25 protein-coding genes are annotated in these 25,219 nt (G+C 72.2%); 18 read left to right on the forward strand and 7 right to left on the reverse strand.

Going from position 1 to position 25,219, the window contains the following annotated elements; translation table 11 throughout:
- The first annotated feature begins 15 nt into the window (after positions 1-15).
- Genes IRQ30_RS19600 through IRQ30_RS19610 form a run of 3 tightly spaced genes read left to right on the forward strand, consistent with a single transcriptional unit; the run spans position 16 to position 1,804 of the window.
- Entirely contained in the window at positions 16-576 is a 561-nt protein-coding gene (locus IRQ30_RS19600; protein WP_193613331.1) for a sigma-70 family RNA polymerase sigma factor, read from the forward strand.
- A complete protein-coding gene (locus IRQ30_RS19605; protein WP_193613329.1) occupies positions 573-1,256 on the forward strand; it encodes a hypothetical protein in 684 nt (227 codons plus the stop codon). The genes IRQ30_RS19600 and IRQ30_RS19605 overlap by 4 nt, the downstream gene beginning before the upstream one ends.
- Positions 1,253-1,804: an NTP transferase domain-containing protein gene (locus IRQ30_RS19610; RefSeq protein WP_193613327.1), complete on the forward strand. Its 552-nt coding sequence runs from the start codon at positions 1,253-1,255 to the stop codon at positions 1,802-1,804. Before IRQ30_RS19605 ends, IRQ30_RS19610 begins: the two co-directional genes overlap by 4 nt.
- On the opposite strand, the gene IRQ30_RS19615 is transcribed toward IRQ30_RS19610, so the two are convergent.
- Entirely contained in the window at positions 1,801-2,052 is a 252-nt protein-coding gene (locus tag IRQ30_RS19615) for a DUF3253 domain-containing protein (protein ID WP_227464659.1), read from the reverse strand. The genes IRQ30_RS19610 and IRQ30_RS19615 overlap by 4 nt on opposite strands.
- A gap of 67 nt (positions 2,053-2,119) precedes the next feature.
- On the opposite strand from IRQ30_RS19615, the gene IRQ30_RS19620 reads away from it, so the two are divergent.
- The 10 genes from IRQ30_RS19620 (at position 2,120) to IRQ30_RS19665 (ending at position 14,105) form a co-directional block, all read left to right on the forward strand.
- Positions 2,120-2,992: an AAA family ATPase gene (locus tag IRQ30_RS19620; RefSeq protein WP_193613323.1), complete on the forward strand. Its 873-nt coding sequence runs from the start codon at positions 2,120-2,122 to the stop codon at positions 2,990-2,992.
- On the forward strand, positions 2,989-4,098 hold the full coding sequence (locus IRQ30_RS19625) for a vWA domain-containing protein (RefSeq protein ID WP_193613321.1): 1,110 nt from the start codon (positions 2,989-2,991) through the stop codon (positions 4,096-4,098). The genes IRQ30_RS19620 and IRQ30_RS19625 overlap by 4 nt, the downstream gene beginning before the upstream one ends.
- Positions 4,091-5,230 (forward strand): XdhC family protein, encoded by a 1,140-nt coding sequence (locus tag IRQ30_RS19630; protein WP_193613319.1) that lies wholly within the window; start codon positions 4,091-4,093, stop codon positions 5,228-5,230. The genes IRQ30_RS19625 and IRQ30_RS19630 overlap by 8 nt, the downstream gene beginning before the upstream one ends.
- Complete coding sequence (locus IRQ30_RS19635; RefSeq protein ID WP_193613317.1) at positions 5,227-6,282, forward strand: alpha/beta fold hydrolase; 1,056 nt, start codon at positions 5,227-5,229, stop codon at positions 6,280-6,282. Before IRQ30_RS19630 ends, IRQ30_RS19635 begins: the two co-directional genes overlap by 4 nt.
- A gap of 91 nt (positions 6,283-6,373) precedes the next feature.
- Positions 6,374-7,609, forward strand: a complete 1,236-nt coding sequence (locus IRQ30_RS19640) for a transcriptional regulator (RefSeq protein ID WP_193613315.1) — start codon at positions 6,374-6,376, stop codon at positions 7,607-7,609.
- Positions 7,610-7,790: 181 nt separating this feature from the next.
- A complete protein-coding gene (locus IRQ30_RS19645; protein ID WP_193610146.1) occupies positions 7,791-8,261 on the forward strand; it encodes a (2Fe-2S)-binding protein in 471 nt (156 codons plus the stop codon).
- Positions 8,258-10,756, forward strand: a complete 2,499-nt coding sequence (locus IRQ30_RS19650) for a xanthine dehydrogenase family protein molybdopterin-binding subunit (RefSeq protein WP_338089695.1) — start codon at positions 8,258-8,260, stop codon at positions 10,754-10,756. Before IRQ30_RS19645 ends, IRQ30_RS19650 begins: the two co-directional genes overlap by 4 nt.
- Entirely contained in the window at positions 10,753-11,610 is an 858-nt protein-coding gene (locus tag IRQ30_RS19655; protein ID WP_193613313.1) for an FAD binding domain-containing protein, read from the forward strand. The genes IRQ30_RS19650 and IRQ30_RS19655 overlap by 4 nt, the downstream gene beginning before the upstream one ends.
- Entirely contained in the window at positions 11,610-12,296 is a 687-nt protein-coding gene (locus IRQ30_RS19660) for an SRPBCC family protein (protein WP_193613312.1), read from the forward strand. Before IRQ30_RS19655 ends, IRQ30_RS19660 begins: the two co-directional genes overlap by 1 nt.
- A 576-nt stretch (positions 12,297-12,872) precedes the next feature.
- Positions 12,873-14,105 (forward strand): HNH endonuclease signature motif containing protein, encoded by a 1,233-nt coding sequence (locus IRQ30_RS19665; protein ID WP_193614607.1) that lies wholly within the window; start codon positions 12,873-12,875, stop codon positions 14,103-14,105.
- A gap of 23 nt (positions 14,106-14,128) precedes the next feature.
- Here IRQ30_RS19665 and IRQ30_RS19670 read toward each other — a convergent pair whose 3' ends face one another.
- Positions 14,129-14,497 (reverse strand): hypothetical protein, encoded by a 369-nt coding sequence (locus IRQ30_RS19670; protein ID WP_193614608.1) that lies wholly within the window; start codon positions 14,495-14,497, stop codon positions 14,129-14,131.
- A 75-nt stretch (positions 14,498-14,572) separates the two neighbouring features.
- Here IRQ30_RS19670 and IRQ30_RS19675 point away from each other — a divergent pair, with 75 nt between their 5' ends.
- Together IRQ30_RS19675 and IRQ30_RS19680 are read left to right on the forward strand one after the other, a co-directional pair.
- The gene (locus tag IRQ30_RS19675) at positions 14,573-16,333 is read left to right on the forward strand and encodes a DUF2207 domain-containing protein (RefSeq protein ID WP_193614609.1); all 1,761 of its coding nucleotides are present in this window, start codon (positions 14,573-14,575) and stop codon (positions 16,331-16,333) included.
- A gap of 49 nt (positions 16,334-16,382) precedes the next feature.
- The gene (locus IRQ30_RS19680; RefSeq protein WP_193614610.1) at positions 16,383-16,946 is read left to right on the forward strand and encodes a LemA family protein; all 564 of its coding nucleotides are present in this window, start codon (positions 16,383-16,385) and stop codon (positions 16,944-16,946) included.
- A 72-nt stretch (positions 16,947-17,018) separates the two neighbouring features.
- Here the strand turns inward: IRQ30_RS19680 and IRQ30_RS19685 are convergent, their stop codons facing one another.
- The 4 genes from IRQ30_RS19685 to IRQ30_RS19700 all read right to left on the reverse strand — a co-directional run bounded on the left by IRQ30_RS19685 (position 17,019) and on the right by IRQ30_RS19700 (position 20,492).
- The gene (locus IRQ30_RS19685) at positions 17,019-17,879 is read right to left on the reverse strand and encodes an aldo/keto reductase (RefSeq protein WP_193614611.1); all 861 of its coding nucleotides are present in this window, start codon (positions 17,877-17,879) and stop codon (positions 17,019-17,021) included.
- Positions 17,880-19,343, reverse strand: coding sequence for an NADP-dependent phosphogluconate dehydrogenase (gndA, locus tag IRQ30_RS19690; protein ID WP_193614612.1), 1,464 nt, complete (start codon positions 19,341-19,343; stop codon positions 17,880-17,882).
- A gap of 44 nt (positions 19,344-19,387) precedes the next feature.
- Positions 19,388-20,002, reverse strand: a complete 615-nt coding sequence (locus IRQ30_RS19695; protein WP_193614613.1) for an alpha-ketoglutarate-dependent dioxygenase AlkB — start codon at positions 20,000-20,002, stop codon at positions 19,388-19,390.
- Positions 20,003-20,066: 64 nt separating this feature from the next.
- Entirely contained in the window at positions 20,067-20,492 is a 426-nt protein-coding gene (locus IRQ30_RS19700; RefSeq protein ID WP_193614614.1) for an SRPBCC family protein, read from the reverse strand.
- A 117-nt stretch (positions 20,493-20,609) separates the two neighbouring features.
- On the opposite strand from IRQ30_RS19700, the gene IRQ30_RS19705 reads away from it, so the two are divergent.
- The 3 genes from IRQ30_RS19705 (at position 20,610) to IRQ30_RS19715 (ending at position 24,704) form a co-directional block, all read left to right on the forward strand.
- Positions 20,610-21,380, forward strand: a complete 771-nt coding sequence (locus IRQ30_RS19705) for an ABC transporter ATP-binding protein (protein ID WP_193614615.1) — start codon at positions 20,610-20,612, stop codon at positions 21,378-21,380.
- A gap of 5 nt (positions 21,381-21,385) precedes the next feature.
- Entirely contained in the window at positions 21,386-23,914 is a 2,529-nt protein-coding gene (locus tag IRQ30_RS19710; protein ID WP_193614616.1) for an ABC transporter permease, read from the forward strand.
- Between the two features lie 76 nt (positions 23,915-23,990).
- Complete coding sequence (locus tag IRQ30_RS19715; protein WP_338087985.1) at positions 23,991-24,704, forward strand: GntR family transcriptional regulator; 714 nt, start codon at positions 23,991-23,993, stop codon at positions 24,702-24,704.
- A gap of 109 nt (positions 24,705-24,813) precedes the next feature.
- Here IRQ30_RS19715 and IRQ30_RS19720 read toward each other — a convergent pair whose 3' ends face one another.
- Complete coding sequence (locus IRQ30_RS19720) at positions 24,814-25,161, reverse strand: hypothetical protein (RefSeq protein ID WP_193610133.1); 348 nt, start codon at positions 25,159-25,161, stop codon at positions 24,814-24,816.
- Positions 25,162-25,219 lie beyond the last annotated feature (58 nt).

Below are 25,219 nucleotides of genomic sequence, written 5' to 3' on the forward strand. Positions count from 1 at the left end.
TGTGAGGGTGGGGGCGTGGCCGACGACGACCCTGGAGCAGCCGAGCGCCGCGCTCGGTTCGAGGCGCTGGCGCCCGAGCTGGTGGAGCCCCTGCGGCGCTTCCTCGCCCGCCGTACCGACCCGGTCACGGCCGACGACGTGCTGGGCGAGACCCTCCTCGTCTGCTGGCGCCGGCTCGACGACGTCCCGCCCGACGCCGCGCTGCCCTGGGCCTACGGCGTCGCGCGCCACTGTCTCGCCAACGCCCAGCGCTCCGCGCGCCGGCAGGGCCGGGTGGCCGCGCGGGTGGCGACCGTGGACCCGCCGACGCAGAGCAGCCCCGGACCCGGCGAGACCCAGCACGGCGAGGAGCGGCTGCACGAGGCGCTCGCCCGGCTGACCGACACCGAGGCCGAGCTCGTGCGGCTGTGGGCGTGGGAGCAGCTCACCCCCTCCGAGATCGCCGGGGTGATGGACCTGACCCCCAACGCCGCGAGCATCCGCCTGCACCGCGCCCGCGAGAAGCTCAAGGAGATCCTGCGAAAGGACCGGCCCGCAGCCGGACATGAGGAGTCGACGGAAGGGAGGACACCGTGAACGACGACGAGCTGCAGCAGCGACTCCGGGCGATCGACCCGGCGTCCGACCTGACCCCGGCGGACCCCGACCGGGTGGCCCGACTCCTGGAGGACACCATGAACACCGACCTCACCGACACGTCCGCTCCCGGCACCCCCGGCACCCCCGAGCAGGAGAGCCGCAACGACGGCACCCGCAACCGCAGCCCCCTCACCTGGCTGGTCGCGGCGGCCGCGGTCCTCATCGCCGGCGTCGGGGTCTTCAGCCTGCTCGGCAACGACCCCGAGCGCGACGACGCGCCCACCGCGGCCCCGAGCGCCTCCGCGAGCGTCGACCCCGGCTCCACCGCGCCCTCGGTGACCGAGCTGGGGGCGCCGCCGCCCGCCGCCGGTCGCTGCATGGTCCCCACCGCCGAGGCCCTGTCGACCGCACAGGTCGCCTTCTCCGGCACCGTCCAGTCCGTCGAGGCCGGCGTCGTGACGCTCGTGCCCGACCGCTTCTACACCGGCGAGGCCACCGAGCTCGTCGAGGTGCGCGCCACGCCCGACGAGCTGACCGCCCTGGTCGGTGCGGTCTCCTTCGAGGAGGGCCGGCGCTACCTCGTGAGCGCCACCGACGGCCAGGTCACCGTCTGCGGCTTCAGCGGTCCGCTGAGCCCCAACCTCGAGGCCCTCTACGTCGAGGCGTTCCCCGGGTGAGCACCGCCGGCCTGCTCCTCGCGGCCGGCGCCGGCAGCCGCATGGGCATGCCGAAGGCGCTCGTCCACGACGGCGAGGAGTCCTGGCTGGCCCGCGCGGTGCAGGTGCTGCGCGACGGCGGCTGCGACGACGTGACGGTCGTGCTCGGCGCCGCCGCCGACGAGGCGATGCCGCTGCTCGACGGCCTCGGCGTCGACGTCGCGGTCGCCACCGACTGGGCCGCGGGCATGTCGGCCTCGCTGCGCGCCGGGCTCGCCGCCCTCCCCGCCGGCGCCGACGCGGCCGTCGTGCTGCTCGTGGACCTGCCTGACGTCACCGCCGAGGTCGTACGGCGTGTGGTCGCCGCCGGCGCGGGGCCGGACGACCTCGCCCGCGCGTCGTACGACGGCCGCCCGGGCCATCCCGTGCTCCTCGGGCGCGCCCACTGGGCGGGCGTCCAGGGCTCGGCCACGGGCGACCGCGGCGCGCGCGACTACCTCGACTCGGCGGGTGCCCGCCTCGTCGAGTGCGGCGACCTCGCCACCGGCCAGGACGTCGACGCGCGCTAGCGCCGCCGGATCCGCACCGGTCCGCGCGCGGTGGCCAGGTCCACGACCTCACCGCCCTGCGTGACGTCGACCTCGCCGGCGTCGACGAGCCGCTGGGCCGCACGCCTCGCCGGCTCCATCAGCTCGCGCCAGCCGTCCTCCGGCCCGACGGCGCGGGCCGCGTCGGAGGGACAGATCGTCGCCCCGGGCGCGCGCCGGCCGAGCAGCTCGAGGATGGTCGCCTCCAGCCGGGCGTCGGTGTCGCTCATGCCCCCAGTCTGCCCGGCGTCGCCACGCCAACCCGCCGCCAACGCACCCCCGGCTAGATTCGGGGTCATGGAGTCCGCGTCCGCCCACGCCCTGGCCGAGCAGCTCGGCGAGACCGGCTACCTCTGCGACGACTCCCTGGCGACGGTCGCGTTCCTCGCGCTGCGCATGGAGCGGCCGCTGCTGCTCGAGGGCGAGCCGGGCACGGGCAAGACCGCGCTGGCCGAGGCGATCGCGCAGAGCCTCGGGCTGCCGCTGGTCCGGCTGCAGTGCTACGAGGGGATCGACGCCACCCAGGCCCTCTACGACTGGGACTTCCCGCGCCAGATCCTGCACCTGCGCGCCCTCGAGGCGGCCGGCGGCGCCGACGTCGAGGAGGCCGAGAAGAGCCTCTACGACGAGCGCTTCCTGCTGGCCCGGCCGGTGCTCGCGGCGCTGCAGCAGAGCCCGGCGGTGCTGCTGGTCGACGAGGTCGACCGCGCCGACGACGAGTTCGAGGCGTTCCTGCTGGAGGTGCTGTCCACCTACCAGGTCAGCATCCCCGAGCTCGGCACCGTCAAGGCCGCCACGCCTCCCATCGTCGTGCTCACCTCCAACCGCACCCGCGAGCTGCACGACGCGCTCAAGCGGCGCTGCCTCTACCACTGGATCGACCACCCCGGCCTGGAGCGCGAGGTCGAGATCCTGCGCTCCCGGGCCCCGGAGGTGCCCGAGCTGCTGGCCCGCCAGGTCGCCACCGTCGTGCAGCAGCTGCGCGACCGCCACGACCTGGAGAAGCCCCCGGGCGTCGCCGAGACGCTCGACTGGGCGCGGGCGCTGCACCACCTCGGCAGCTCGGAGCTGGACCTGGCGTCCGCCGCGCGCACGCTCGGGGCGCTGGTCAAGTACCGCGAGGACACCGAGCGCGTCCGCCAGGCGCTCGACCAGATGCTGCGCGCATGAGCACGACGGTGCGCCACGAGGTCGACGAGGTGCTCGTCGGCTTCACCCGCGCGCTGTGCGCCGCCGGCGTCCCGGTCACCCAGGACCGCGCCCAGACCTTCGTCGAGGCGGTCTCGATCGTCGGCGTCGACGACCAGCGCGCCACCTACACCGCCGGCCGGGCCACGCTCTGCGGCTCCCCGGACGACCTGGCGCGCTACGACCAGGTCTTCACCGCGTGGTTCAACGCCCGCGACGGACTGCCCCGGGCCCGGCCCGCGGCGCCGTCGGTCCCGTCCTTCTCCGACCTGCCCGCCGACGAGTCCTCCGGCTCCGGCGAGGCGGCCGAGGAGGCCGTCCACGCCCGCGCCAGCGCCGCGGAGGTGCTGCGCCACCGCGACGTCGCCACCCTGTCGGCGGCCGAGAAGCACCGCCTCGACGCGATGTTCGCGACCCTGCGCCCGCGCGCACCGGTCCGACGTACGGCGCGGCACCGCGGCTGGCACCGCGGCCAGGTCGACGCCTCCCGCACCCTGCGCGCCAGCCTGCGCCGCCTGGGGGAGCCGGCCGTCATCGAGTGGCGGCGCCGGGCCGTGCGCCCGCGACGCATCGTGCTGCTGGTCGACGTGTCCGGATCGATGAACGGCTACGCCGACGCGCTGCTGCGCCTGGCGCACCGGATCTCCCAGGGACCGGGCGTGGTGGAGACGTTCACCGTCGGGACCCGCCTCACCCACCTCACCCGGGCGCTGCACAACCGCGATGCCGAGCGGGCGCTGGTCGCCGCGGGCGAGGCCGTCCCCGACTGGTCCGGCGGAACCCGCCTCGGGGAGACGCTGCAGGTGTTCCTCGACCGGTGGGGCCGGCGCGGCATGGCGCGCGGCGCGGTCGTCGTGGTCTTCAGCGACGGTTGGGAGCGCGGCGACGCCGCCCTGCTCGGTGCGCAGATGGCGCGACTGCGCCGGGTGGCGCACCACGTCGTGTGGGTCAACCCCCACCGCGGCAAGGAGGGCTACGAGCCCGTGCAGCAGGGCGTGCTGGCGGTCCTGCCGCACGTGGACGACTTCGTCGCCGGCCACTCACTGGCGACGTTCGCCGAGGTGCTGGAGGTGGTGGCCCGTGCGTGACGTGCTGGACGACCTGGTCAAGCGCTGGGACGCCGGCGAGGAGGTCGGCGTCGGGACGGTTGTGGCGACGTTCCGCTCGGCTCCCCGCCCGCCCGGCGCCTCGATGCTGGTCCTCGGCGACGGCGCCGCCGTCGGCTCGGTCTCCGGCGGCTGCGTCGAGGGCGCGGTCTACGACCTGGCGCAGACGGTGGTCTCCACGGGCGAGCCCGTGCTCGAGCGGTACGGCGTGAGCGACGACGACGCCTTCGCGGTCGGGCTGACCTGCGGCGGCGTCCTCGACGTCTTCGTCGAGAAGGTCTCGCGCGAGACCTTCCCCGAGCTCGGCGACCTCGCCGCCGACATCGAGGCCGGCACGCCGGTGGCGCTGGCCACCGTCATCGACCACCCCGACCCCGAGCGGATCGGGCGCCGCATGGTCGTGCGCGCCGACCGGGCCGACTGCACCGGTGGTCTCGGCTCCCCGCGCGCCGACGACGCCGTGCACGACGACGCGCTCGGGCTGCTCGCGTCGGGCACCAACGCGACGCTCACCTACGGTGCCGACGGCGAGCGCCGCGGGGAGGGCATGCGGGTGTTCGTGTGGGCCTTCGCCCCCAAGCCGCGGCTGCTGGTCTTCGGCGCCATCGACTTCGCGGCCGCGGTCGCCCGGGTGGGCGGCTTCCTCGGCTACCAGGTCACCGTCTGCGACGCCCGACCCGTGTTCGCCACCGCCAGCCGCTTCCCCGACGCCCACGAGGTGGTGGTCGACTGGCCGCACCGCTACCTGCAGGCCGAGCAGGCGGCCGGTCGCCTCGACGGACGTACCGTGATCACCGTGCTGACCCACGACCCGAAGTTCGACGTGCCGCTGCTCGAGGTGGCGCTCCGGCTGCCGGAGGTCGCCTACGTCGGCGCCATGGGCTCGCGGCGTACCCACGACGACCGGATGGCCCGGCTGCGCGAGGCCGGCCTGGCCGACGACGAGCTCGGGCGCCTGTCCAGCCCGATCGGCCTCGACCTCGGGGCGCGCACCCCGGAGGAGACCGCGATCAGCATCGCCGCGGAGATCATCGCCGGCCGCTGGGGCGGCAGCGGCGAGCGCCTGGCAGCCACCGGCGGCCGCATCCACCGCGACATCGACCGCGCGCCGTGAGGCGGGCGTCGCGCTGGCTCGCGCTGGTCCTGCTGCTGCCGCTCGCCGCCTGCAGCACCGACACCGAGACCCCCGGCCTGCAGCCCTCCGAGGAGTCGCCGACCACGAGCCCCTCCGCCACCCCCTCGACCTCCGCCGCCCCTGCTCCGTCCGCGCCGCCGGAGCCCGAGGACACGCTGCCGCCGGTCACGGGCCCGCGCTCGCTGCCGGGGCTGATGCGCGAGGAGCTCCGCCCGAGCCGGATCCGCTACGGCGACATGATCGAGGAGACCGACCGCTACACGCGCTACGAGGTCACCTACCGCAGCGGCGACGTGACCGTCTCCGGGGTGCTGCTGCGCCCGCGCGGACGCGGGCCGTTCCCCGGGATCGTGCTCAACCACGGCTACATCGAGCCGTCCATCTACGTCACCGGCCAGGGCCTGGCCCGCGAGCAGGTCGCCCTGGCGGACGCCGGCTTCGCGGTGCTCCACACCGACTACCGCGGCCACGCCGGCTCCGACCCCGCCAGCCCCCTGTCGCGCGAGACCCGTCTGGGCTACACCCGCGACGCGATCCACGCCGTGCTCGCGCTCGAGCGCGAGCGCTACGTCGACGAGGACCGCATGGCGATGCTCGGTCGCTCGATGGGCGGCGGCGTCACCATGAACGCGCTCGTCGTCGCGCCCGGGCTCGTCGACGCCGCCGTCATCTACGCCTCGGTCTCCTCGCGCTACCTCGACAACGTGCGGCACTTCGCCGAGCCCGAGCGCCCCGACGAGGTCGCGGCGCTCTACGACGAGCTGGGCAGCCCCGAGGACTCGCCGCAGGTCTACGCCGGTCTCTCCGCCCGCCGCTACTTCGACCGCATCACCGAGCCGGTCCTGGCCCACCACGCCGACACCGACGAGGTGTGCCCGTTCCCCTGGGCGCTGGACACCCAGAAGGCGATGCGCCGTGCCGGGGTCGACAGCCGGCTCGAGGTCTACGAGGGCGAGGCCCACGCGTTCACCTTCGACTGGCAGCGTTCGATGGACCGCACCATCCAGTTCCTGCGGCGCCGACTGGGCTGAGCCGGCCGGGGCGTCAGGGCCCCGAAGCGGCTGTGACCCACGTCACCGCGCCGGTGCTACGTTGGCGACGACCAGCATCGGGGGTAGGCCAATGGGGCGCGGTGACCTGCGCGACCGCAAGCGCGAGGCGATGCGCGCCTGGACGACGTTCGTGGAGAGCGGCGACCTCGCGGAGCCCGTCGTCCGTCCCGAGATCCTCACCAGCTGGACCCGCTCGACCGCCGCGATCACGCCCGACGTGACCGAGGCCCCGCTCGCCGACGAGGACGAGACGGCGTCGATCTGGAAGGACTCCCCGCTGCAGGCAGCGGTCGAGAGCGTCGAGTCCGAGCTGCGCCGCACCGCCGAGGACGGCGACCTCGTGCTCGCCGTCACCGACGCCGAGACCCGGATCCTGTGGACCTACGGCGGACGCGTGATGCGCCGCAAGGCCGAGACCGTCAACTTCGTGGCCGGCGGGCGCTGGGACGACCAGTCGGTCGGCACCAACGCCCTCGACCTCGCCAACCGGCTCGGCGAGCCGGCGATGGTCTTCAGCGCCGAGCACTACGCCTCCATCGTCCACAACTGGGTGTGCTGGGCCGCCCCGGTGGTCGACCCCACGACCGGCCTGCAGCTCGGCGTCCTGGACCTCTCGACGACCTGGGACCGCACGCACCCGATCGGGCTGGCCACCGCGCGAGTGATGGCGCGCCTCATCGAGTCGGCGCTGCCCAAGTCCTCGCAGCACCCCTCCGCCCTGGCCGACGACCTCACCCAGGACCCCGGCCTGGTGATGACCCTGCTCGGCACCGCCGAGGTGCGCCTCGACGGCCAGCGGCTGCTGCTCAACCGCCGCCAGACCGAGGTGCTCGCGCTGCTCGCGCTGCACCCCGAGGGTCTCTCGCTCGAGCAGCTGCACGCCCTCGTATACGGCGACCAGGCGGTGACCTTCTCGACCCTCAAGGCCGAGGTGTCCCACCTGCGCGCGGCCCTCGGCGGCCAGCTCTCGTCCCGCCCCTACCGGCTGCTGATGCCCGTGGCCACCGACGTCGAGCACGTCCTCGCCCTGCTCCGCGGCGGCCACGTCGCCGCCGCCGTCGACGCCTACGGCGGCGACCTGCTCCCCGGCACCAACTCCCCGGCCCTCGGCGACCTGGCCGAGTACGTCGCCGTCGCGGTCCGCGAGGCGCTCCTGGTCGACCCGGTGCCCGACGCCGTGGTCCGCTACAGCGAGCTCGCGCCGTACGACAGCGAGGTGATCGAGGTCTGCCTCGCCCGCCTCGCCGGCACCTCCCACCCCGCCGTGCCGCTCCTCAAGGGCCGGCTCGCGGTCGCGGCTCGCTGAGCAGGTTTTTCAGCAGATGCTGAAAACCCGGCGCCTCCGGGCCGAAATTCCACCCCAGAAGCGCCAGGAAACGCCCAGAACCTCGGGGCTGCCGGGCCGGCGTCCACGGACCTACCTTCCGCCAACCGATCGTCCCTAGCGTGACCTGGGTCACCACACCCCACGCTCGAGGGAGTCGTCCATGACCCGGATCAACCTGACCGTCGACGGATCGAAGGTCTCCGACGACGTCGAACCCCGGATGCTGCTGGTGCAGTACCTGCGCGAGAAGCTGGGGAAGACCGGCACCGTCATCGGTTGCGACACCAGCAACTGCGGGGCGTGCACCGTGCACCTGGACGGCACGAGCGTGAAGTCGTGCAACGTGCTGGCCGTGCAGGCCGACGGGTCCGAGGTGACCACGATCGAGGGTCTGGCGAAGGACGGCGAGCTGCACCAGGTGCAGAAGTCGTTCCGGGAGTGCCACGGCCTGCAGTGCGGCTTCTGCACGCCCGGGATGATCATGCAGAGCGTCGACCTGCTCAAGGAGAACCCCGACCCCACCGAGCAGGAGATCCGGGTCGGCCTCGAGGGCAACCTGTGCCGCTGCACCGGCTACCACAACATCGTGAAGTCCGTGCAGCACGCGGCCGCGCAGGGAGGTGCGCAGTGACGCTCACTGAGGACGAGATGACCCAGGCCCAGCCCGACGCCACGCTGGAGATCGGCAAGGACCGGCGCCGCAAGGAGGACCAGCGCCTGATCACCGGCCGCACACGCTGGACCGACAACCTGACGCTGCCCGGCATGCTGCACCTCGCGATGGTGCGCAGCCCCTTCGCCCACGCCACGATCACGAACATCGACAAGTCCGCGGCCGAGGCCTCGCCGAACGTCGTGCGCGTCATCACCGGCACCGACGTCGCCGACGAGCAGGGCGGGCTGCCCAACGCGTGGCCGATCACGCCCGACCAGGTGACGCCCAACCACCCACCCATCGCCGTCGACCGCGTCGTCTTCGCCGGCGAGATCGTGGCGGTCATCGTGGCCCGCTCCGCCGCCGAGGCGCGCGACGCCGCCGAGCTGGTCGACATCGACTACGACGAGCTGCCCGCCGCGCTCGACCTCAAGGAGGCAGCAGAAGACAAGGTGCTGGCCCATCCCGACCTCGGCACCAACAAGTCGGCGTTCTGGAGGTTCGACTCCGAGGAGGCCGGGACCGGCGGCAACGTCGACGAGGCCATCGCCAAGGCCCGCGCCGACGGCATCGTCATCGAGCGGGAGTACCGCCAGCAGCGCCTGATCCCCGCCTTCATGGAGCCGCGCTCGACCGTGGTCGACCCGACCGGCGAGCAGATCACGATGTGGTCGTCGACCCAGATCCCGCACATCCTCAAGTTCCTGCTCGCGGCGGTCACCGGGGTGTCGGAGTCCAAGATCCGGGTGATCGCCCCCGACGTCGGCGGCGGCTTCGGAGGCAAGCTCCAGACCACGCCGGAGGAGTTCATCACCTTCCTCGTGGCCCGCCAGGTGGGCAAGCCGGTCAAGTACACCGAGACCCGCTCGGAGTCGCTGATGGCCGCGCACCACGGGCGCGACCAGTGGCAGAAGCTCACGCTCGCGGCCGAGAAGGACGGCACGGTGACCGGCTTCAAGGTCGAGCTGCTCGCCGACCTCGGCTCGCACGTGTCCCTGGTGGGCGGCGGCGTGCCGGTGCTCGGCGCGTTCATGTTCAACGCGATCTACAAGTTCCCGGCCTACCAGTTCAACTGCCAGACGGTCCTGACCAACAAGACCTGGACCGACGCCTACCGCGGCGCCGGCCGGCCCGAGGCGACGTACGCCATCGAGCGGATCATGGACGAGCTGGCGGCCGAGCTCGGCGTCGACCCCTTCGAGGTGCGCGAGAAGAACTGGATCAAGCACGAGGAGTTCCCGTTCACGACGGTGGCCGGTCTCGAGTACGACTCCGGCAACTACGAGGCCGCCACCGCGCGCGCCAAGGAGCTGTTCGGGTACGACGAGCTGCGGGCCGAGCAGAGGCGGCGTCGCGACTCGGGAGACCAGGTACAGCTGGGGATCGGCGTCTCGACGTTCACCGAGATGTGCGGCCTGGCACCCTCGCGGGTGCTCGGCTCGCTCGACTACGGCGCCGGCGGCTGGGAGCACGCGAGCGTGCGGATGCTGCCCACCGGCAAGGTCGAGGTCCTCACCGGCGCGTCCGCGCACGGGCAGGGCCACGAGACGGCGTTCAGCCAGATCGTCGCCGACCGGCTCGGCGTCGCGTTCGAGGACGTCGAGGTACTGCACGGCGACACCATGGTCAGCCACAAGGGTCTCGACACCTACGGCTCGCGCTCGCTGGTCGTCGGGGGAGAGGCGATCGTCAAGGCCGCCGACAAGGTGATCGAGAAGGCCAAGCCGATCGCGGCGCACCTGCTGGAGGCCTCGGTGGACGACATCGAGTTCAATTCCGGCCGGTTCTCGGTGAAGGGCACCGACCAGGGGCTGGCCATGGCGGAGATCGCGCTGGCGACGTTCGCGGCGCACAACCTGCCCGACGGCGTCGAGCCCTCGCTCGACTCCGACGCGACGTTCGACCCCGTGAACTTCAACTACCCCCACGGCACCCACCTCTGCGCCATGGAGGTGGACACCGAGACGGGGGAGGTGACGATGCGCAAGTACGCCGCCTGCGACGACATCGGCAACATCATCAACCCGCTGATCGTCTCCGGGCAGCTGCACGGAGGTCTTGTGCAGGGCATCGCGCAAGCCCTGTGGGAGGAGGCGGTCTACGACGACTCCGGCACCCTGGTGACCGGCTCGTTCGTCGACTACCTGCTGCCGACGGCGGCGGACACGATCAGCTTCGACCTCGACCACACGACCTCGCCCGCGACCACCAACACGCTCGGCACTAAGGGCGTCGGAGAGGCCGGCACGATCGCCTCGACCCCGGCCGTCGTCAACGCCGTGGTGGACGCCGTGCGCCACCTGGGCGTGCAGGACGTCCGGATGCCCTGCACGCCCGAGCGGGTGTGGAAGGCCATCAACGACGCCCGCGGCGGCGCCCAGGCCGAGACGGTCGGCGCGGCCGCTCCGCACTTCGACGAGTCGACCGGCATGGACGGCACCGTGGACCGCACGTCTGGAGGAAACGCATGATCCCCGCACCGTTCGACTACCTCGCCCCCACCACGGTGGAGGAGGCGCTCGCCGCCCTCGGCCAGCACGGCGACGACGCCAAGATCCTGGCCGGGGGGCAGAGCCTGCTGCCCGTGCTGCGGATGCGTCTCAACGCGCCCGAGGTCGTCATCGACCTCGGCAAGATCGACAGCCTGCGGGGCATCCGCGACGACGGGGACGCCCTCGTCATCGGCGCGATGACGCAGCACTCGGTGGTGGAGCACGACGCGCTGGTCGCCGAGCACACGACGCTGATCTCCAAGGCAGTCGAGCATCTCGCCGACCACCAGATCCGGCATCGCGGCACCTTCGGCGGCGCCCTGGCCCACGCCGACCCGGCGGGCGACCTCGGGGCTCCGGCGCTGGCGCTGGAGGCGCAGTTCGTGATCGCCGGTCCCGGCGGCACGCGCACCGTCGCGGCCGACGACTTCTTCGTGGACCTGTTCGAGACCGCGATCGGCGAGGACGAGATCCTCACCGAGATCCGGGTGCCCAAGCACACCGGCTGGGGAGCGACGTACGAGAAGTTCGTGCGGGTCGCCCACCAGTGGCCGATCGTCGCGGTCGCGGCGACCGTCCGGGTCGAGGGCGGCACCATCGCCGAGGCGCGCGTCGGCCTCACCAACATGGGCTCGACCCCCCTGCGGGCCCGTGCGGTGGAGGCGGCGCTCGTGGGACAGCCCGCCACCGAGGACGCCGTGCGCGCCGCGGCTGCCCACGCGGCCGAGGGCACGAACCCGCCCTCGGACCTGAACGGCGAGGCGGCGTACCGGTCCCACCTCGCGACCGTGCTCGTACGCCGGGCAGTGCTGTCGGCGGCCGGGAGCAGCTGATGGACCTGACCCACCGGTTCACCGTCCCGACCGGCGTCGAGGAGACCTGGGCGCACTTCCAGGACATCGCGTCGGTGGCCGAGTGCTTCCCGGGCGCCACGGTGTCGTCGGTGGAGGGCGACACGTTCCAGGGCTCCTGCAAGGTCAAGCTCGGCCCGATCGCCCTGGTCTACAACGGCTCCGGGACGTTCGTGGAGAAGGACGAGGACGCCCACCGGTTCGTCGTCGACGCCAAGGGCAAGGACAAGCGCGGCAACGGGACCGCGGGTGCGGTGGTGACCTGCACCATGACCGACTCCGCGGGCGCCACCGACGTCGAGGTCGTCACCGACCTCAACATCACGGGCAAGCCGGCGCAGTTCGGACGCGGTGTGATGCAGGACGTCTCCGACAAGCTGCTCGGCCAGTTCGTCGCCTGCCTCGAGCAGCGGCTGTCGCCGGCGGTTGCGGACGAGCCTGCTGCGGCGGTCGAGGAGCCCGTCGTCGAGGCGACCCCCTTGGCCGACGAGGCGGCCGCAGCGACCGCCCCGCCGCCGCCCCCACCGCGACCGGCCCCCGCTCCGCAGCCCGCGGACGACTCCCTCGACCTCGGCGCCGCCGTCGTCCCCATCCTCCTCAAGACCTACTGGAAGCAGGCGCTCGGCGCCATCGTCGCCCTCGCCCTCCTCCGCCGCCTCCTCCGCTGACCGCCGCCGCCGGCGGTGGTTCCGAGACGGTTGCCGCGCAACCTCCGAAGGCGGCGACCACGGTGGTTGAGGTGCGAGCGCAGCGAGCCTCGAAACCACCCTCCGGTGGTCGAGCAGTGAGGAGCGCCAGCGACGAGCGCCCGTCGAGACCCCGTGAGTCGAGGCAGGCGGTCGGGTGCGGGGGTCTCGACGGGCGCTCGCTGGCGCTCGCTGCTCGACCACCGAAGAGGGGCAGGACCACCGGTGGTCGAGCAGGGAGGAGCGCCAGCGACGAGCGCCCGTCGAGACCGGTGAGCTAAGGCAGGCGGTCGGGTGTGGGGGTCTCGACCGGCGCTCGCAGCGCGCGCGGCGCGACCACCGGCGGGGGTGGTTTCGGGACGGGTGCGGCGCAACCTCCTCAACCAACGACGGGGGCGACCGCGGTGGTTGAGGTGCGAGCGCAGCGAGCCTCGAAACCACCCCGCAGGACAACCCAAAGTAAAATCAAAGAAACAAAGCCACCAACGCTCCACACCCTGTGGACAACCGCCTCCTGACCAGGCACCACTGTCGGTGGCGGCTGCTTGAGTAGGTCCCATGAGCAACCGCGCCACCCTCCCGCTGAGCCACCCCGTGGCTCAGCAGGTGGCGCGCATCCGGGCCGAGCTCGCCGACCTCAGCGAGACCGCCCTGTGGTCGATGACCCCCGACGAGACCGCCAGGACCCTCGCCGAGACCACCCGCCTGAGCGCCCAGGCCGCCGGCCTCGAGCTCCGCCTCGCCGCCCACGCCGACCGCACCGAGGTCGGGACCGCCCAGGGCGCGACGTCCACCGCTGCCTACTGGGCGCATGAGACCCACCTGACCCAACGCGACGCGGCCTCGAGGATGAAGCTCGCCAAGGCCCTGCAGACCCAGGACCACGAGCCGGTCGAGGACGCGCTCGCCCGCGGTGACGTCCTGGCCGACCAGGCGAAGGCGATCGTCGAGGCCGTCGACGCCCTTCCCGACGACGTCGGCACCGCCATCAAGACCCAAGCACGTGACCACCTCCTCGCCGAGGCCGAGCACTTCGACGCCATCCGCCTGCGGATCCTGGGCAAGCAGGTCCTCGACGTCGTCGCCCCCGAGGTCGGCGAAGCAGAAGAAGCCAGACAGCTCGAGGCCCAGGAGGCCAAGGCCCGGGCGAAGGCCAGGTTCACGATGCACGACGACGGCCACGGCACCACCTACGGCCGGTTCTCGATGCCCACCCACGAGGCCGACAAGCTCCGCAAGCCCCTCAACGCCCTGGCCTCACCCAAGGCCGGCGGCGAAGGATCGACACCGCACGGCATGGGGTTGGCGTTCATCGAGTACGTCGACCGCTACCCCGTCGAGACGCTCCCGAAGGCCGCCGGGATGGACGCCACCGTCGTCGTCACCATGACCCTCGAGACCCTCATGGGCGGGCTCAAAGCGGCGCAGCTCGACACCGGCACCCGCATCAGCCCCAGCCTCGCGAGGCGGATGGCGTGCGAGGCGGGCGTGATCCCGGTCGTGCTCGGCGGGAGGTCTCAGGTCCTCGACGTGGGCCGCAAGCGCAGGTTCCATACCAAGGCCCAACGCATCGCCATGGCCGTCCGCGACGGCGGCTGCATCGCCCTGGGCTGCGATAGGCCGTCCGCTTGGTGCCACGCCCATCACCTCGACCCCTGGTCCCAAGGCGGCGACACCTCCGTCGAACGCGGCGCGATGCTGTGCGCTCGCCACCACACGCTGATCCACCACCCCGGCTACGGCGTCACCCACCACGAGGGCGGCAAGGTGTCCTTCCACAAGCGGGAGTGAGGAGCGCCTTCGGGACGCACTCGTCAGCTTCGTCCCTCGGAGTCGCTAGCCACCCACTCACCGGGGCCTGACGGCGCCGCCCAACCACCCTCCTCACCGACGGTGGGAGAGACGGACGGCACGAGGCGGTACTGCGAGTAGACGGCGAACGCGTCGTCGGCGCCCATCTCGCGCAGGGTCTGCTTCACCTCCTCCACGGCGGCCTCGAAGCTGCCCCACATCACGTCGGTCATGTCCTCCCACTCGTCGGGGGTCAGGACCACCATCAATCGTCGACCGGGGCCGTCGTCGGAGGGGAGAGCCACGTCGATCGTGCGGTCGCTGAGCGCGGAGGCCGCGGTCCAGTCGTCGAGCGCGGCGACGAGGTCGTGCCACGAACCATCCAGCTCCATGCGCACCAGCATGACCCAGGCCCGGGCTCCGTGCGGTGACCTCGCGCAACCCGCGGTGCCCCTAGGCTCCGCAGCATGCGGCGCACGGTCACCATCCTCATCAGCGTCTTCGTGCTCGTGGGCATCACGTGCCTGCCGGCGCTCTTCAACGGCGGCCCTGACGACGACGGCGACACCGAGAGCGAGCCGACGAGCATCACGCAGTACGACGCGACGTTCGACGTGGCCGACGACGGCGACCTCGACGTGGTCGAGACGATCACCGTCGACTTCCCGGTCGACGATCGGCACGGGATCTTCCGCTTCTGGGACCTCACCGACACCACGGATTCCCACACCCGCCTGGACGTCGAGGACCTCGAGGTGACGATGGACGGGCGCGACGTCCCGGTCGACGCCTCGAGCGAGCAGGGCGGTCAGGTCCTGGTGGCCAAGATCGGGGACGCCGATCGCACGGTCAGCACGGGACAGCACATCTATGAGATCAGCTACCACCTCGACGGCGTGCTCGTGCCCGGCGACCTCGGGCGGACCGACCTCTACTGGGACCTCGTGCCGTCAGGGTGGCGGCAGAGCATCGACCAGGCACGGCTGACGGTCAACCTGCCGTCGCCCGCCGGCGAGGTCCGGTGCGGTGTCGGCCTGGGGAAGTCGCCCCGTGACTGCGACAGCGTCGAGGGCGCCGGCACGGAGACGCTCACGGTCACCGCGAGCGACCTCGACGCGAACACGCCGGTGACCCTGCGCGCGGGTCTGGACATGGCGACCCCCGAGGCCGGACTGACCCTTCCCTGGACGTCGCGCTGGGACCGGGTGCTCGGCAAGAGCGTGGTGGGGCTGGGCGTCGTGGGCCTGCTCGCGCTGGGGGCGGCGCTGCTGGGTGGCCTGGCCGCGCGTCGCTCGTACGAGGCGACGCCGCCGTTCCCGTTGATGTACGCGCCGCCCGAGGGCATCGGTCCGGCGCAGGCGAACTACATCCTGAACGAGGACGTCGACCGGGAGGCCTACGTCGCGACGCTCATGTACGCCGCCGAGAAGGGCGCGGTCGACCTGGACAAGGACGGCGACGTCTGGACGATCACCGACAAGAGCGGGCCGGCGGCCTGGGCCGAGCTGGACCCGGTCACGACGACGGTCGCGCACCTGCTCGGAGGGCCGGGCTCGTCGTTCAAGGCCGACCCCGAGGACGTCGAGGCCGGCAAGCGGCTGCAGAGCGAGATCGAGTCGTTCGAGAAGGCCACGACGAGCTGGGCCGAGGACGAGGGGCACGTCGTGTCGTCCGGCTTCGGCGGCGTGGGCGGCCTGGTGGTCCTGGTCGCGTTCCTGCTGGCGATCGCGAACGTCATCTTCAACCCGTTCACGATGACCGCGCTCTCGCTCGTCCCGGGCGCGTTCGCGATCTTCGCCAGCCCGCTGCTGCGGCCCGGATCGGGCACCAAGCGCACCGCGTCCGGCCGCGACCTCTGGTCCCGCGTCGGCGGCTTCCACCGGGTCCTGTCCACCGACTCCAGCGTCGACCGGTTCGACTTCTCGGGTCGCCAGGAGCTCTACACCGCCTACATCCCCTGGGCCGTGGCACTGGGGGTGGCCGACCAGTGGGCGGCCAAGTACCGCACCGAGATGGGCGTCGAGCCGCCCACGCCCAGCTACTTCGCGGCCGGCTACGGAGGGGCGTACGCCGGCTCCGTCAGCTCGATGGTCGACGACTTCGACTCCACCGTCGGCAGGTCGATCTCCTCCTACGAGGCCACGCAGTCGTCCTCGTCGAGCGGCGGGGGAGGCGGCGGCTTCTCGGGCGGCGGCGGCGGCGGTGGCGGAGGCGGCGGCTCATGGTGAACACTCGCAGCGGCGCAGCAGCGCCACCCCTACGAAAGAAGGCACGTCCGTGTTGATCCTCCTCATCGTACTGGTGGTCCTGGCGGTCCTCGTCGTGGGCTTCGTGGTCGTCGGCTTCAACAAGCTGCGCACGACCGACGTGGGTGCCCAGGAGGCGCTGGGCGGCATCGACGTACAGCTGACCCGTCGGGCCGACCTGATCCCGAACCTGGTCGAGACCGTGAAGGGCTACGCCGCCCACGAGAAGGGCGTCTTCGAGGAGGTCACCCGGGCCCGCGCCGCCGTGCAGACGGCCGCGGCCGGCAACGACGTGCCGGCGAAGGCGGCGGCCGACGCCGCGCTCCAGCAGTCGCTGGTGCGGGTCAACGCGGTCGCCGAGGGCTACCCGGACCTCAAGGCCAACACGAACTTCCTCGAGCTGCAGAAGCAGCTCGCGGAGACCGAGAACCAGATCTCCTTCGCCCGCCAGTACTACAACGACGCGGTCGCCACGCTCAACAAGCTGGTCCTCACCATCCCGTGGATGTTCCTCACCGGGATCGCGGGCGTCCACAAGCGGGAGTTCTACGACGCTCCCGAAGGCCAGCAGGCCGCCCCCAGCATCGAGTTCTGAGCGACCAGCGCAGACGCCGAGACCCCGGTCAGTCCTCAGGACCGACCGGGGTCTCGGCTTGGTGCGACAGGGTCAGGCGACCTGCGTGAGCTTGTCGAACTCCTCGTCCGTCAGCTCGATGTCCGCAGCGGCGACGTTGGACTCCAGGTGGCTGACGCTGGAGGTGCCGGGGATCGGCAGCATCACCGGCGAGCGGCGCAGCAGCCAGGCGAGCGCGAGCTGCGAGGGGGTCGCGCCGTGCTCCTGCGAGGCAGCGGCGAGCGGTCCGTCCTGCTGCGAGAGCTCGCCGGTCGCGAGCGGGAACCACGGGATGAACCCGATGCCCTGCTCCTCGGCGTACTCCAGCAGGGGCTCGGCGTCGCGCTTCACCAGGTTGTAGAGGTTCTGCACGGTGGCGATCGTGGCGACCTGCTGAGCCGCCTTGGTCTCCTCCACGCTGACCTCGGAGAGGCCGATGTGGCGGATCTTGCCCTCGTCCTGCAGCTGCTTGAGCTCTCCGACCTGGTCCTCGAGCGGCACCGCCGGGTCGATGCGGTGCAGCTGGAACAGGTCGATCGCCTCGACGCCGAGGTTGCGCAGCGACAGCTCGGCCTGCTGGCGCAGGTACGCCGGCACGCCGACCGGGGTCCAGACGCCCGGGCCCTGACGGGTCAGACCGGCCTTGGTCGCGATGACGACGTCGTCGGCGTAGGGGTGCAGCGCCTCCTTGAGGAGCTGCTCGGCGACGACCGGGCCGTAGGAGTCGGCGGTGTCGAAGAACGTCACGCCGAGCTCGACGGAGCGGCGCAGCACGCGCACCGCCTCGTCGTGGTCCTTCGGCGGTCCCCAGACGCCCTCGCCGGTGAGCTGCATGGTGCCGTAGCCCAGGCGCACGACCGGGAGGTCGCCGCCGATCGAGAACGTGCCGGACGCTGCTGCGGTGGTGGTGGTCATTCAGATCTCCGTCTCGGAGCGGTCGCCCGCCCAGGTCGTGTGGAAGGTGCCGTGCTTGTCGGTGCGCTGGTAGGTGTGGGCACCGAAGTTGTCGCGCAGGGCCTGGATCAGTGACGCGGGCAGCCGCTCGCGGCGCAGGCCGTCGAAGTAGGACAGCGACGAGGCGAACGCCGGGACCGGGACGCCCCCGCGCGCGGCGACCGCGACGACCTCGCGCCACGAGTCGACGCCGTCCTTGACGGCCTCGGCGAAGTACGGCGTCGTGAGGAGCGTGGTGAGGTCCGGCTCGTCGGAGTAGGCCTCCTTGATCCGGTCCAGGAACTGCGCGCGGATGATGCAGCCGCCGCGCCAGATGGTGGCGGTCTGGCCGAGGTCGACGTCCCACCCGTGCTCCTCGGCGCCGGCCGCGATCTGGTCGAAGCCCTGGGCGTAGGCCACGACCTTGGAGGCATAGAGCGCGGCGCGGACCTGGTCGACGAACGCGTCGCGGTCGACGTCGACCCGCTGCTCTTCGGGCGAGGTGGAGAACACCGCGCGGGCGGCCTCGCGCTGCGCGGTGTGGCCCGACAGGCTCCGCGCGAACGTCGCCTCGGCGATGCCCGTGATCGGCACCCCCAGGTCGAGCGCGCTCTGCACGGTCCAGCGGCCGGTGCCCTTCTGCTCCGCGGCGTCGCGCACGACGTCCACGAACGGCGACCCGGTCGCCGCGTCCACGTGACGCAGGACGTCGGCGGTCATCTCGATCAGGAACGACTCGAGGTCGCCGCGGTTCCACTCGTCGAACACGTCGGCGATCTCGGTCGGCTCGAGGCCGGCCACGCTGCGCAGCAGGTCGTAGGACTCCGCGATGAGCTGCATGTCGGCGTACTCGATGCCGTTGTGCACCATCTTCACGAAGTGGCCGGCGGCATCGGGGCCGACGTGGGCGCAGCACGGCGTGCCGTCGACCTGGGCGGCGATGCTCTCCATGATCGGGCCCAGCACCTCGTAGGCGTGGTCGGAGCCGCCGACCATGATGGAGGGGCCCTCGAGGGCGCCCACCTCCCCGCCGGAGACGCCCATCCCGACGAAGTGCAGTCCCCGCTCCTCGAGTGCCTGCTGGCGGCGCAGGGTGTCGGTGAAGTGGGCGTTGCCGGCGTCGACGACGATGTCGCCCTCGTCGAGCAGCGGCACCAGCTCGTCGATCACAGCGTCGGTGGCCTCGCCGGCCTTGACCATGATGATGACCGCGCGCGGCTGCTGGATCGCGGCGACGAAGTCCTCGAGCGACTCCTTGCCGACGAAGGCGCCGCCGCTCTCCAGCGGCTCGTCGCCGAACTGGTCGAGGAGCGCGGTCGTGCGCGAGTGGGTGCGGTTGTGGACCGCGATCGTGTGACCGTGCCGGGCGATGTTGCGAGCCAGGTTGCGGCCCATCACCGCCAGTCCGGTCAACCCGATGGTGGCGGTGGCGTCAGTGGAGGGCATGACCTCGTACAACCTCGGCACGCCGTGCCGTGTTCCCTGCTCGCTCAGAAGACGTTCAACGGGCGGAACTGCACCGACATCCGCGGGCCGGCGTGGGCGACCTTGGGGACGGCGTGCTCCCACGTGCGCTGGCAGCTGCCGCCCATGACGAGCAGGTCGCCGTGGCCCATCTCGATCGCGATCGACTCGCCACCCCCGCGTGGGCGGAGGTGGAGCTTGCGGGGGTCGCCGACGGAGACGATGGCGACCATCGTGTCCTGGCTGCTGCCGCGCCCGATCGTGTCGCCGTGCCACGCGACGCTGTCGCGCCCGTCGCGGTAGTAGCAGCAGCCGGCGGTGCGGAACGGCTCGCCCAGCTCCGGGAGGTAGTGCTCGCTCAGCGCGTCGCGCGCCTCCTCCAGCACGGGATGGGGGAGCTGCTCGCCGATCATGTAGGTGTAGACGAGCCGGGGCACGTCGACGACGCGGTCGTACATCTGGCGTCGCTCCGCGCGCCACGGCACGGCGTCGACCATGGTCGTGAAGATGTCGTCGGCCTCGGGCACCCAGGAGCGGAGCACGTCCACCCAGGCGCCCTGGCTCAGGGTGCGGCGCTCGAGCCCCTCGAAGGACCGGAGCCGGTGCGGCGGGGCCGCGAACAGCGAGGTCTGGAAGTCCATGCCGACACGATACGCGATCGTTCGAACATGCGTTCGACTTCCTGGCGTGTCGTCGCGACGCCGTCTAGGACAGGGTGCGCGACATCTGGGCGACGGTGTCGTCGGCGAGCCGGTCGATCTTGCCCCGCACGAACAGCGGGAACAGCAGGTTGCCCAGGCGGCCGAAGTCGAAGTCGGCGCGGTAGTGCATGGTCGTGCCCTCACCGGCCGTGGCGAAGGTGAGCGTGTCCGTGGCCGTGGCCGACGCGTTGCGGCCGCGGAAGACGAGCCGGTGCGGGCGGTCGTGGGTGAGTGTCTCGTAGGTGAGCTCGACCGTGCGCCCCACGAACCGCGAGGTGTTGGCGTACGTCGTGCCGACGCCGCCGTCGCCTCCCGTGCGGGTGGTCGACACGGTGCCCGGGTCCCACGCCTCGGTGTGCGTGAAGTCCGCGAGGTAGTCGAAGACCTCCTCGACCGGCCGAGGGACCGTGAACGTGCGCTCGACGTGCATGCTCCTGACAGTACGGACGGTCGGCAAGCGGCCGGTCGCCCCCGAGGGCGACCTCGGGGGCCGGCTCGGGGTCATTCCCGGTGGCCGGGGGTTGGCGCGCCGCGAGAGGGTAGGCCCATGACCGACGTCCCGCTCGCCGACGCAGGCGCCACGCGCGCTCCCGCCGCCCGCGTCCAGCACCTCACGAAGACCTACGGCGAGGGACTCGCGCTCGTCCGGGCCCTCGACGACGTCACGCTCGACATCCTCTCCGGTGAGTTCACCGCCGTCATGGGTCCCAGCGGCTCGGGCAAGTCCACGCTGATGCACCTGTGCGCGGCGCTGGACACCGCCACCAGCGGCACCGTCGTGATCGGCGACCGCAGCCTGGAGAACCTCTCGGACAAGGAGCTCACCCGCCTGCGGCGCGACGAGATCGGGTTCGTCTTCCAGTCGTTCAACCTGGTGCCGACGCTGACCGCCAAGGAGAACATCCTGCTCCCGATGTCGATCGCCGGACGCAAGCCCGACGCGGCCTGGTACGACGAGGTCATCGCCACCGTCGGGCTCGGCGACCGGCTCGGCCACAAGCCCAACGAGCTCTCCGGAGGGCAGCAGCAGCGCGTCGCCGTGGCCCGGGCGCTGGTGAGCCGGCCTCGCATCGTCTTCGCCGACGAGCCCACCGGCAACCTCGACTCCAAGTCCGGCGCGGAGGTGCTCGAGCTCCTGCGCAGCAGCGCGGCCGACCACGGCCAGACGGTCGTCATGGTCACCCACGACCCGGTGGCGGCGGCCTACACCGACCGGGTGGTCTTCCTGGCCGACGGCCGGGTCGTCGACGAGCTGCGGCACCCCGACCGCGACCGGGTCCTGGAGATCATGGCCCGCATGGCCGACCCGGAGGCCTGAGCGGCATGTGGCGCGCCTCCCTCAAGAGCCTGCTCGGGCGCAAGGTCCGCCTGCTGATGAGCACGTTCGCGATCGTGCTGGGCGTCGCCTTCGTCGCCGGATCGCTGATCTTCTCCGACACGCTGAGTCGCAGCTTCACGGCGCTCTTCGCCTCCACGGTGGGCGACGTCGTCGTACGCCCGGTGGGTGGTCAGACGGCGGCCGGCTCCCTGTCGTCCCTCACCGTGCCGGCCTCCCTGGTCGACGAGCTCGAGGGCGCGGAGGGAGTGGAGCGGGTCGACGGCAACGTCAGCGCCTTCGGGGTCTACGTCGTCGGCAGCGACGACAAGGTCATCGGGGGCCTCGGGCCGCCGGCGCTGGGCGGCAACTACACCACCGCACCCGCCGCGGGCGGCGAGGGACTCGAGCTGGTCGACGGCGAGGCGCCGGAGGGACGCGACGAGATCGTCCTCGACGAGAGCACCGCCGAGAAGGGCAGCTACGAGGTCGGGGACACCGTGGAGCTCCTGCTCCCGCGCGGGACCAGCAAGCTGGCGCCGACCCTCGTGGGGCTGGTCGGCTTCCCCGACGGCGGCTCCCTCAACGGCGCGACCCTCACGATGTTCGACACCGCGACCGCCCAGGAGCTGTTCCTCGACGGCAAGGACGAGTACAACGACGTCTGGGTCACCGCCGAGGACGGCGTGTCCCAGGAGGAGCTGCGCGACGCGGTCACGACGGTGCTGCCCGACGAGATCGAAGCGGTCACCGGCGACGAGGCGGCCGACGAGTCGGCGAGCCAGCTGCTCGAGGCGATCTCGTTCATCACGGTCTTCCTGCTGGTGTTCGCGTTCATCTCGCTGGTGGTCGGGGCGTTCCTGATCGTCAACACCTTCTCGATCCTGGTCGCCCAGCGCAGCCGGGAGCTGGCGCTGCTGCGCGCGCTAGGCGCCTCCAAGCGGCAGGTGGTCCGGTCGGTGCAGCTCGAGGCGCTCGTGCTCGGGCTGCTGGGCTCGACGATCGGGCTCGGCCTGGGCGTCCTCCTGGCGATGGGCCTGCGCGTGCTGTTCGGGCAGTTCGGCCTGGACCTGTCGGGCCAGCCGCTGGTCTTCGGCTGGCGCACGGTCGTGGCGTCGTACGCCGTGGGCGTGCTGGTCACGATGATCGCGGCGTGGCTGCCGGCGCGGCGCACGTCGCGCATCTCGCCGGTGCAGGCGATGCGCGACGACGTGGCGCTCACCGAGACCTCGATCTGGAGACGATTCTCGTGGGGTGTGGCGCTGGCGGTCGTCGGCGTCGTGGCCGTCGCGCTCGGCCTCTTCGCGGACATCCCCTACGCGCTCCAGACCGCGGGTGGCGGGATGTTCCTCATCCTGCTGGCCGCCGCGGCCGTGAGCCCGGTGGTGTCGCGACCGTTCCTCAGCGGCGCGCGCTCGCTCTACACCCGCCTGTTCGGCTCGATCGGCAACCTCGCCGGGCAGAACACCCTGCGCAACCCGCGACGGACCACGGCGACCGCGTCGGCCCTGATGATCTCGCTGACGCTCGCGTGCATGATGGCGATCGTCGGCGCGTCCGCCAAGGCGTCGGTCGACAAGTCGGTGGAGGAGAACTTCGTCGGCGACTACGTCGTCAGCAACGTGTTCGGCGGGGAGTTCAACCCCGCGATCGCCGACGAGATGGCGGAGGTCGACGGCGTCGACACCGTCGTGCGCCAGCGCTACCAGTTCGGCGACCTCGGCGGCGACGGCGTGTCCGCGATCGACCCCGCCACGGCGGACCGGCTGGAGCTGAGCGTCGTCGAGGGCGACCTCGGCGACTTCGAGGACGGCACCGTCGTGGTGCCCGAGAGCTACGCCGACGACGAGGGTCTCGGCGTCGGCGACACGGTGGAGTTCGAGACGCCGGACGGGAAGCGGACGTGGCCGGTGGTAGCGGTGTTCGAGGACAACCCGATCATCTTCGTGCCGCTGGTGACGACGCTCTCCACGCTCGAGGACGCTGGCTACGAGGCGGCCGACAACGCGCTCATCATCTTCGCCGAGCCCGGTGCCCAGGACCTCCAGGCGGGCCTGGACGCGGTCGTCGAGGAGCTGCCGATCGTCACGGTCAAGGACCAGGCGGCGTTCGCGGAGGAGCAGCGCGAGCCGATCGACCAGTTCGTGCTGATCATCTTCGCGTTGCTCGGGCTGGCCCTGATCATCGCCGTGCTCGGCGTCGTCAACACGCTCGCGCTGTCGGTGATCGAGCGGACCCGCGAGGTCGGCCTCCTGCGGGCGATCGGCGTCTCCCGCTCGCAGCTGCGCTGGATGATCACGCTGGAGTCGGTCGTGATCTCGGCGCTGGGCGCGGTGCTCGGCGTGATCCTCGGTGTCGGCTTCGGGATCGCCCTGATGTACGCCCTGCGCGACGAGGGGCTCGAGGTGATCCGCGTGCCCTACGGCCAGCTGGCGGCGTTCCTGGTGCTCTCGGTGGTCATCGGCATGCTCGCGGCCGTCCTCCCCGCGCGGCGCGCCGCGCGCCTCGACGTGCTGCGGGCGATCGCCACCGACTAGCAGCCTCGCCGCAGGTCAGGCCCTTTCTCCGGCTATTCGGGGGACGCGGGAGGCCCCGTGGTCCTAGGGTGCAGGGGTGGAAGACGCGCTCCTGACGGACGGACGGACGCTGAAGCACGTCCAGGTGCGCGAGTACGTCCGGTCGCTCGTCACCGGCTCCGCGCCCGGCTCGCCGGCGCCGTCGGAGCGCGAGCTGGTGCACCGGTTCGGCGTCGCCCGGATGACCGTGCGCCAGGCGCTCGACGCCCTCGTGGTCGAGGGGCTGCTGGAGCGGATCCCGGGCCGCGGCACCTTCGTCGCCCGCCCGCGACAGGCCGTCAGCCGGATCTCGGGCTACACCGAGGAGATGACCCGGCGCGGGCTGCTCGCCGAGTCGCAGACGCTCCTGGCCCGTCGCGAGCAGGCCGGCCCCGGCGTCGCCCGGGCGCTCAACATCTCCGAGGGCGACGCGGTCATCCACTGGCGGCGGCTGCGCCGCGGCGACGGGTCCCCGGTGTGCCTCGAGGACGCCTACCTCAACGAGATCCTGCTGCCCGGCTTCCTGCAGAGCGGCATGCCCACCAGCCTCTACGACGACCTCGACCAGCGCGGCCTGCGGCCCACGTGGGCGGAGGACTCGATCACCGCCGACCGCCCGACCGTCGAGGAGTCGACCCTGCTCGAGCTGCCGCCGGGCGGCGTCGTGCTCCGCCAGTCGAGGCGAGCCCTCTCGGGCGAGAAGATCGTCGAGGTCTCCCGCTCGGTCTACCGCGCCGACCGCTTCACGATGTGGGTGCAGCTCGGGTCCTGAGCCCGCGCCGCTTCACCAAGGTATGACGCCGAAGCGTCACTTCCCTCGGTCTGCAGCGCACGGGAAGTGACGTCTTCCCCGCATACCTTGGGGAAACCGCCGCCGGCGCTCAGCCCCCGAGGTGGCCCAGCGCGGCGGCGACCTGGCCGGTCTCCTCGCACACCCAGACCGGCTCGGGGCCGCCCAGGTCGGGCTGGATGTAGAGCGAGTGCACGGGCCCGTCCTCGCAGTCGAGGCACATCGGCCAGCGGGCGGAGACCTCGAAGAGCGCGTCCTGGACGTCCTGGGCCACCAGCCCCGCGACGTAGACCGCTCCCTCGGGCCACTGCTCGGCCCACCACTTGCGGGAGGCGCAGGCGTCCTCGAGGGCGGACACGGCCTCGGCCGTCGCGAGCCGTCGAGCCTGCAGGTCGGCCAGCACGCGGGCGCGGGCGTCGAAGTACAGGGCGTTGTCCACGTCCCCATTGTGCCGACGGCGCAAGGCGGGCGCTGCGCGCGTCCCGGGGGCGGGCCCG

This window comes from Nocardioides lijunqiniae, assembly GCF_015024225.1.
Classification (GTDB): Bacteria; Actinomycetota; Actinomycetes; order Propionibacteriales; family Nocardioidaceae; genus Nocardioides; species Nocardioides lijunqiniae.

Excerpts from the sequence above, each read along its gene's own strand:
- IRQ30_RS19620 (WP_193613323.1), top strand. The coding sequence starts at position 2,120 with ATGGAGTCCGCGTCCGCCCACGCCCTGGCCGAGCAGCTCGGCGAGACC.
- IRQ30_RS19615 (WP_227464659.1), bottom strand. The coding sequence starts at position 2,052 with ATGAGCGACACCGACGCCCGGCTGGAGGCGACCATCCTCGAGCTGCTC.
- IRQ30_RS19640 (WP_193613315.1), top strand. The coding sequence starts at position 6,374 with ATGGGGCGCGGTGACCTGCGCGACCGCAAGCGCGAGGCGATGCGCGCC.
- IRQ30_RS19675 (WP_193614609.1), top strand. The coding sequence starts at position 14,573 with ATGCGGCGCACGGTCACCATCCTCATCAGCGTCTTCGTGCTCGTGGGC.
- IRQ30_RS19660 (WP_193613312.1), top strand. The coding sequence starts at position 11,610 with ATGGACCTGACCCACCGGTTCACCGTCCCGACCGGCGTCGAGGAGACC.
- IRQ30_RS19710 (WP_193614616.1), top strand. The coding sequence starts at position 21,386 with ATGTGGCGCGCCTCCCTCAAGAGCCTGCTCGGGCGCAAGGTCCGCCTG.
- IRQ30_RS19625 (WP_193613321.1), top strand. The coding sequence starts at position 2,989 with ATGAGCACGACGGTGCGCCACGAGGTCGACGAGGTGCTCGTCGGCTTC.
- IRQ30_RS19655 (WP_193613313.1), top strand. The coding sequence starts at position 10,753 with ATGATCCCCGCACCGTTCGACTACCTCGCCCCCACCACGGTGGAGGAG.
- IRQ30_RS19665 (WP_193614607.1), top strand. The coding sequence starts at position 12,873 with ATGAGCAACCGCGCCACCCTCCCGCTGAGCCACCCCGTGGCTCAGCAG.
- IRQ30_RS19700 (WP_193614614.1), bottom strand. The coding sequence starts at position 20,492 with ATGCACGTCGAGCGCACGTTCACGGTCCCTCGGCCGGTCGAGGAGGTC.
- gndA (WP_193614612.1), bottom strand. The coding sequence starts at position 19,343 with ATGCCCTCCACTGACGCCACCGCCACCATCGGGTTGACCGGACTGGCG.
- IRQ30_RS19645 (WP_193610146.1), top strand. The coding sequence starts at position 7,791 with ATGACCCGGATCAACCTGACCGTCGACGGATCGAAGGTCTCCGACGAC.
- IRQ30_RS19670 (WP_193614608.1), bottom strand. The coding sequence starts at position 14,497 with ATGGAGCTGGATGGTTCGTGGCACGACCTCGTCGCCGCGCTCGACGAC.
- IRQ30_RS19685 (WP_193614611.1), bottom strand. The coding sequence starts at position 17,879 with ATGACCACCACCACCGCAGCAGCGTCCGGCACGTTCTCGATCGGCGGC.
- IRQ30_RS19705 (WP_193614615.1), top strand. The coding sequence starts at position 20,610 with ATGACCGACGTCCCGCTCGCCGACGCAGGCGCCACGCGCGCTCCCGCC.
- IRQ30_RS19695 (WP_193614613.1), bottom strand. The coding sequence starts at position 20,002 with ATGGACTTCCAGACCTCGCTGTTCGCGGCCCCGCCGCACCGGCTCCGG.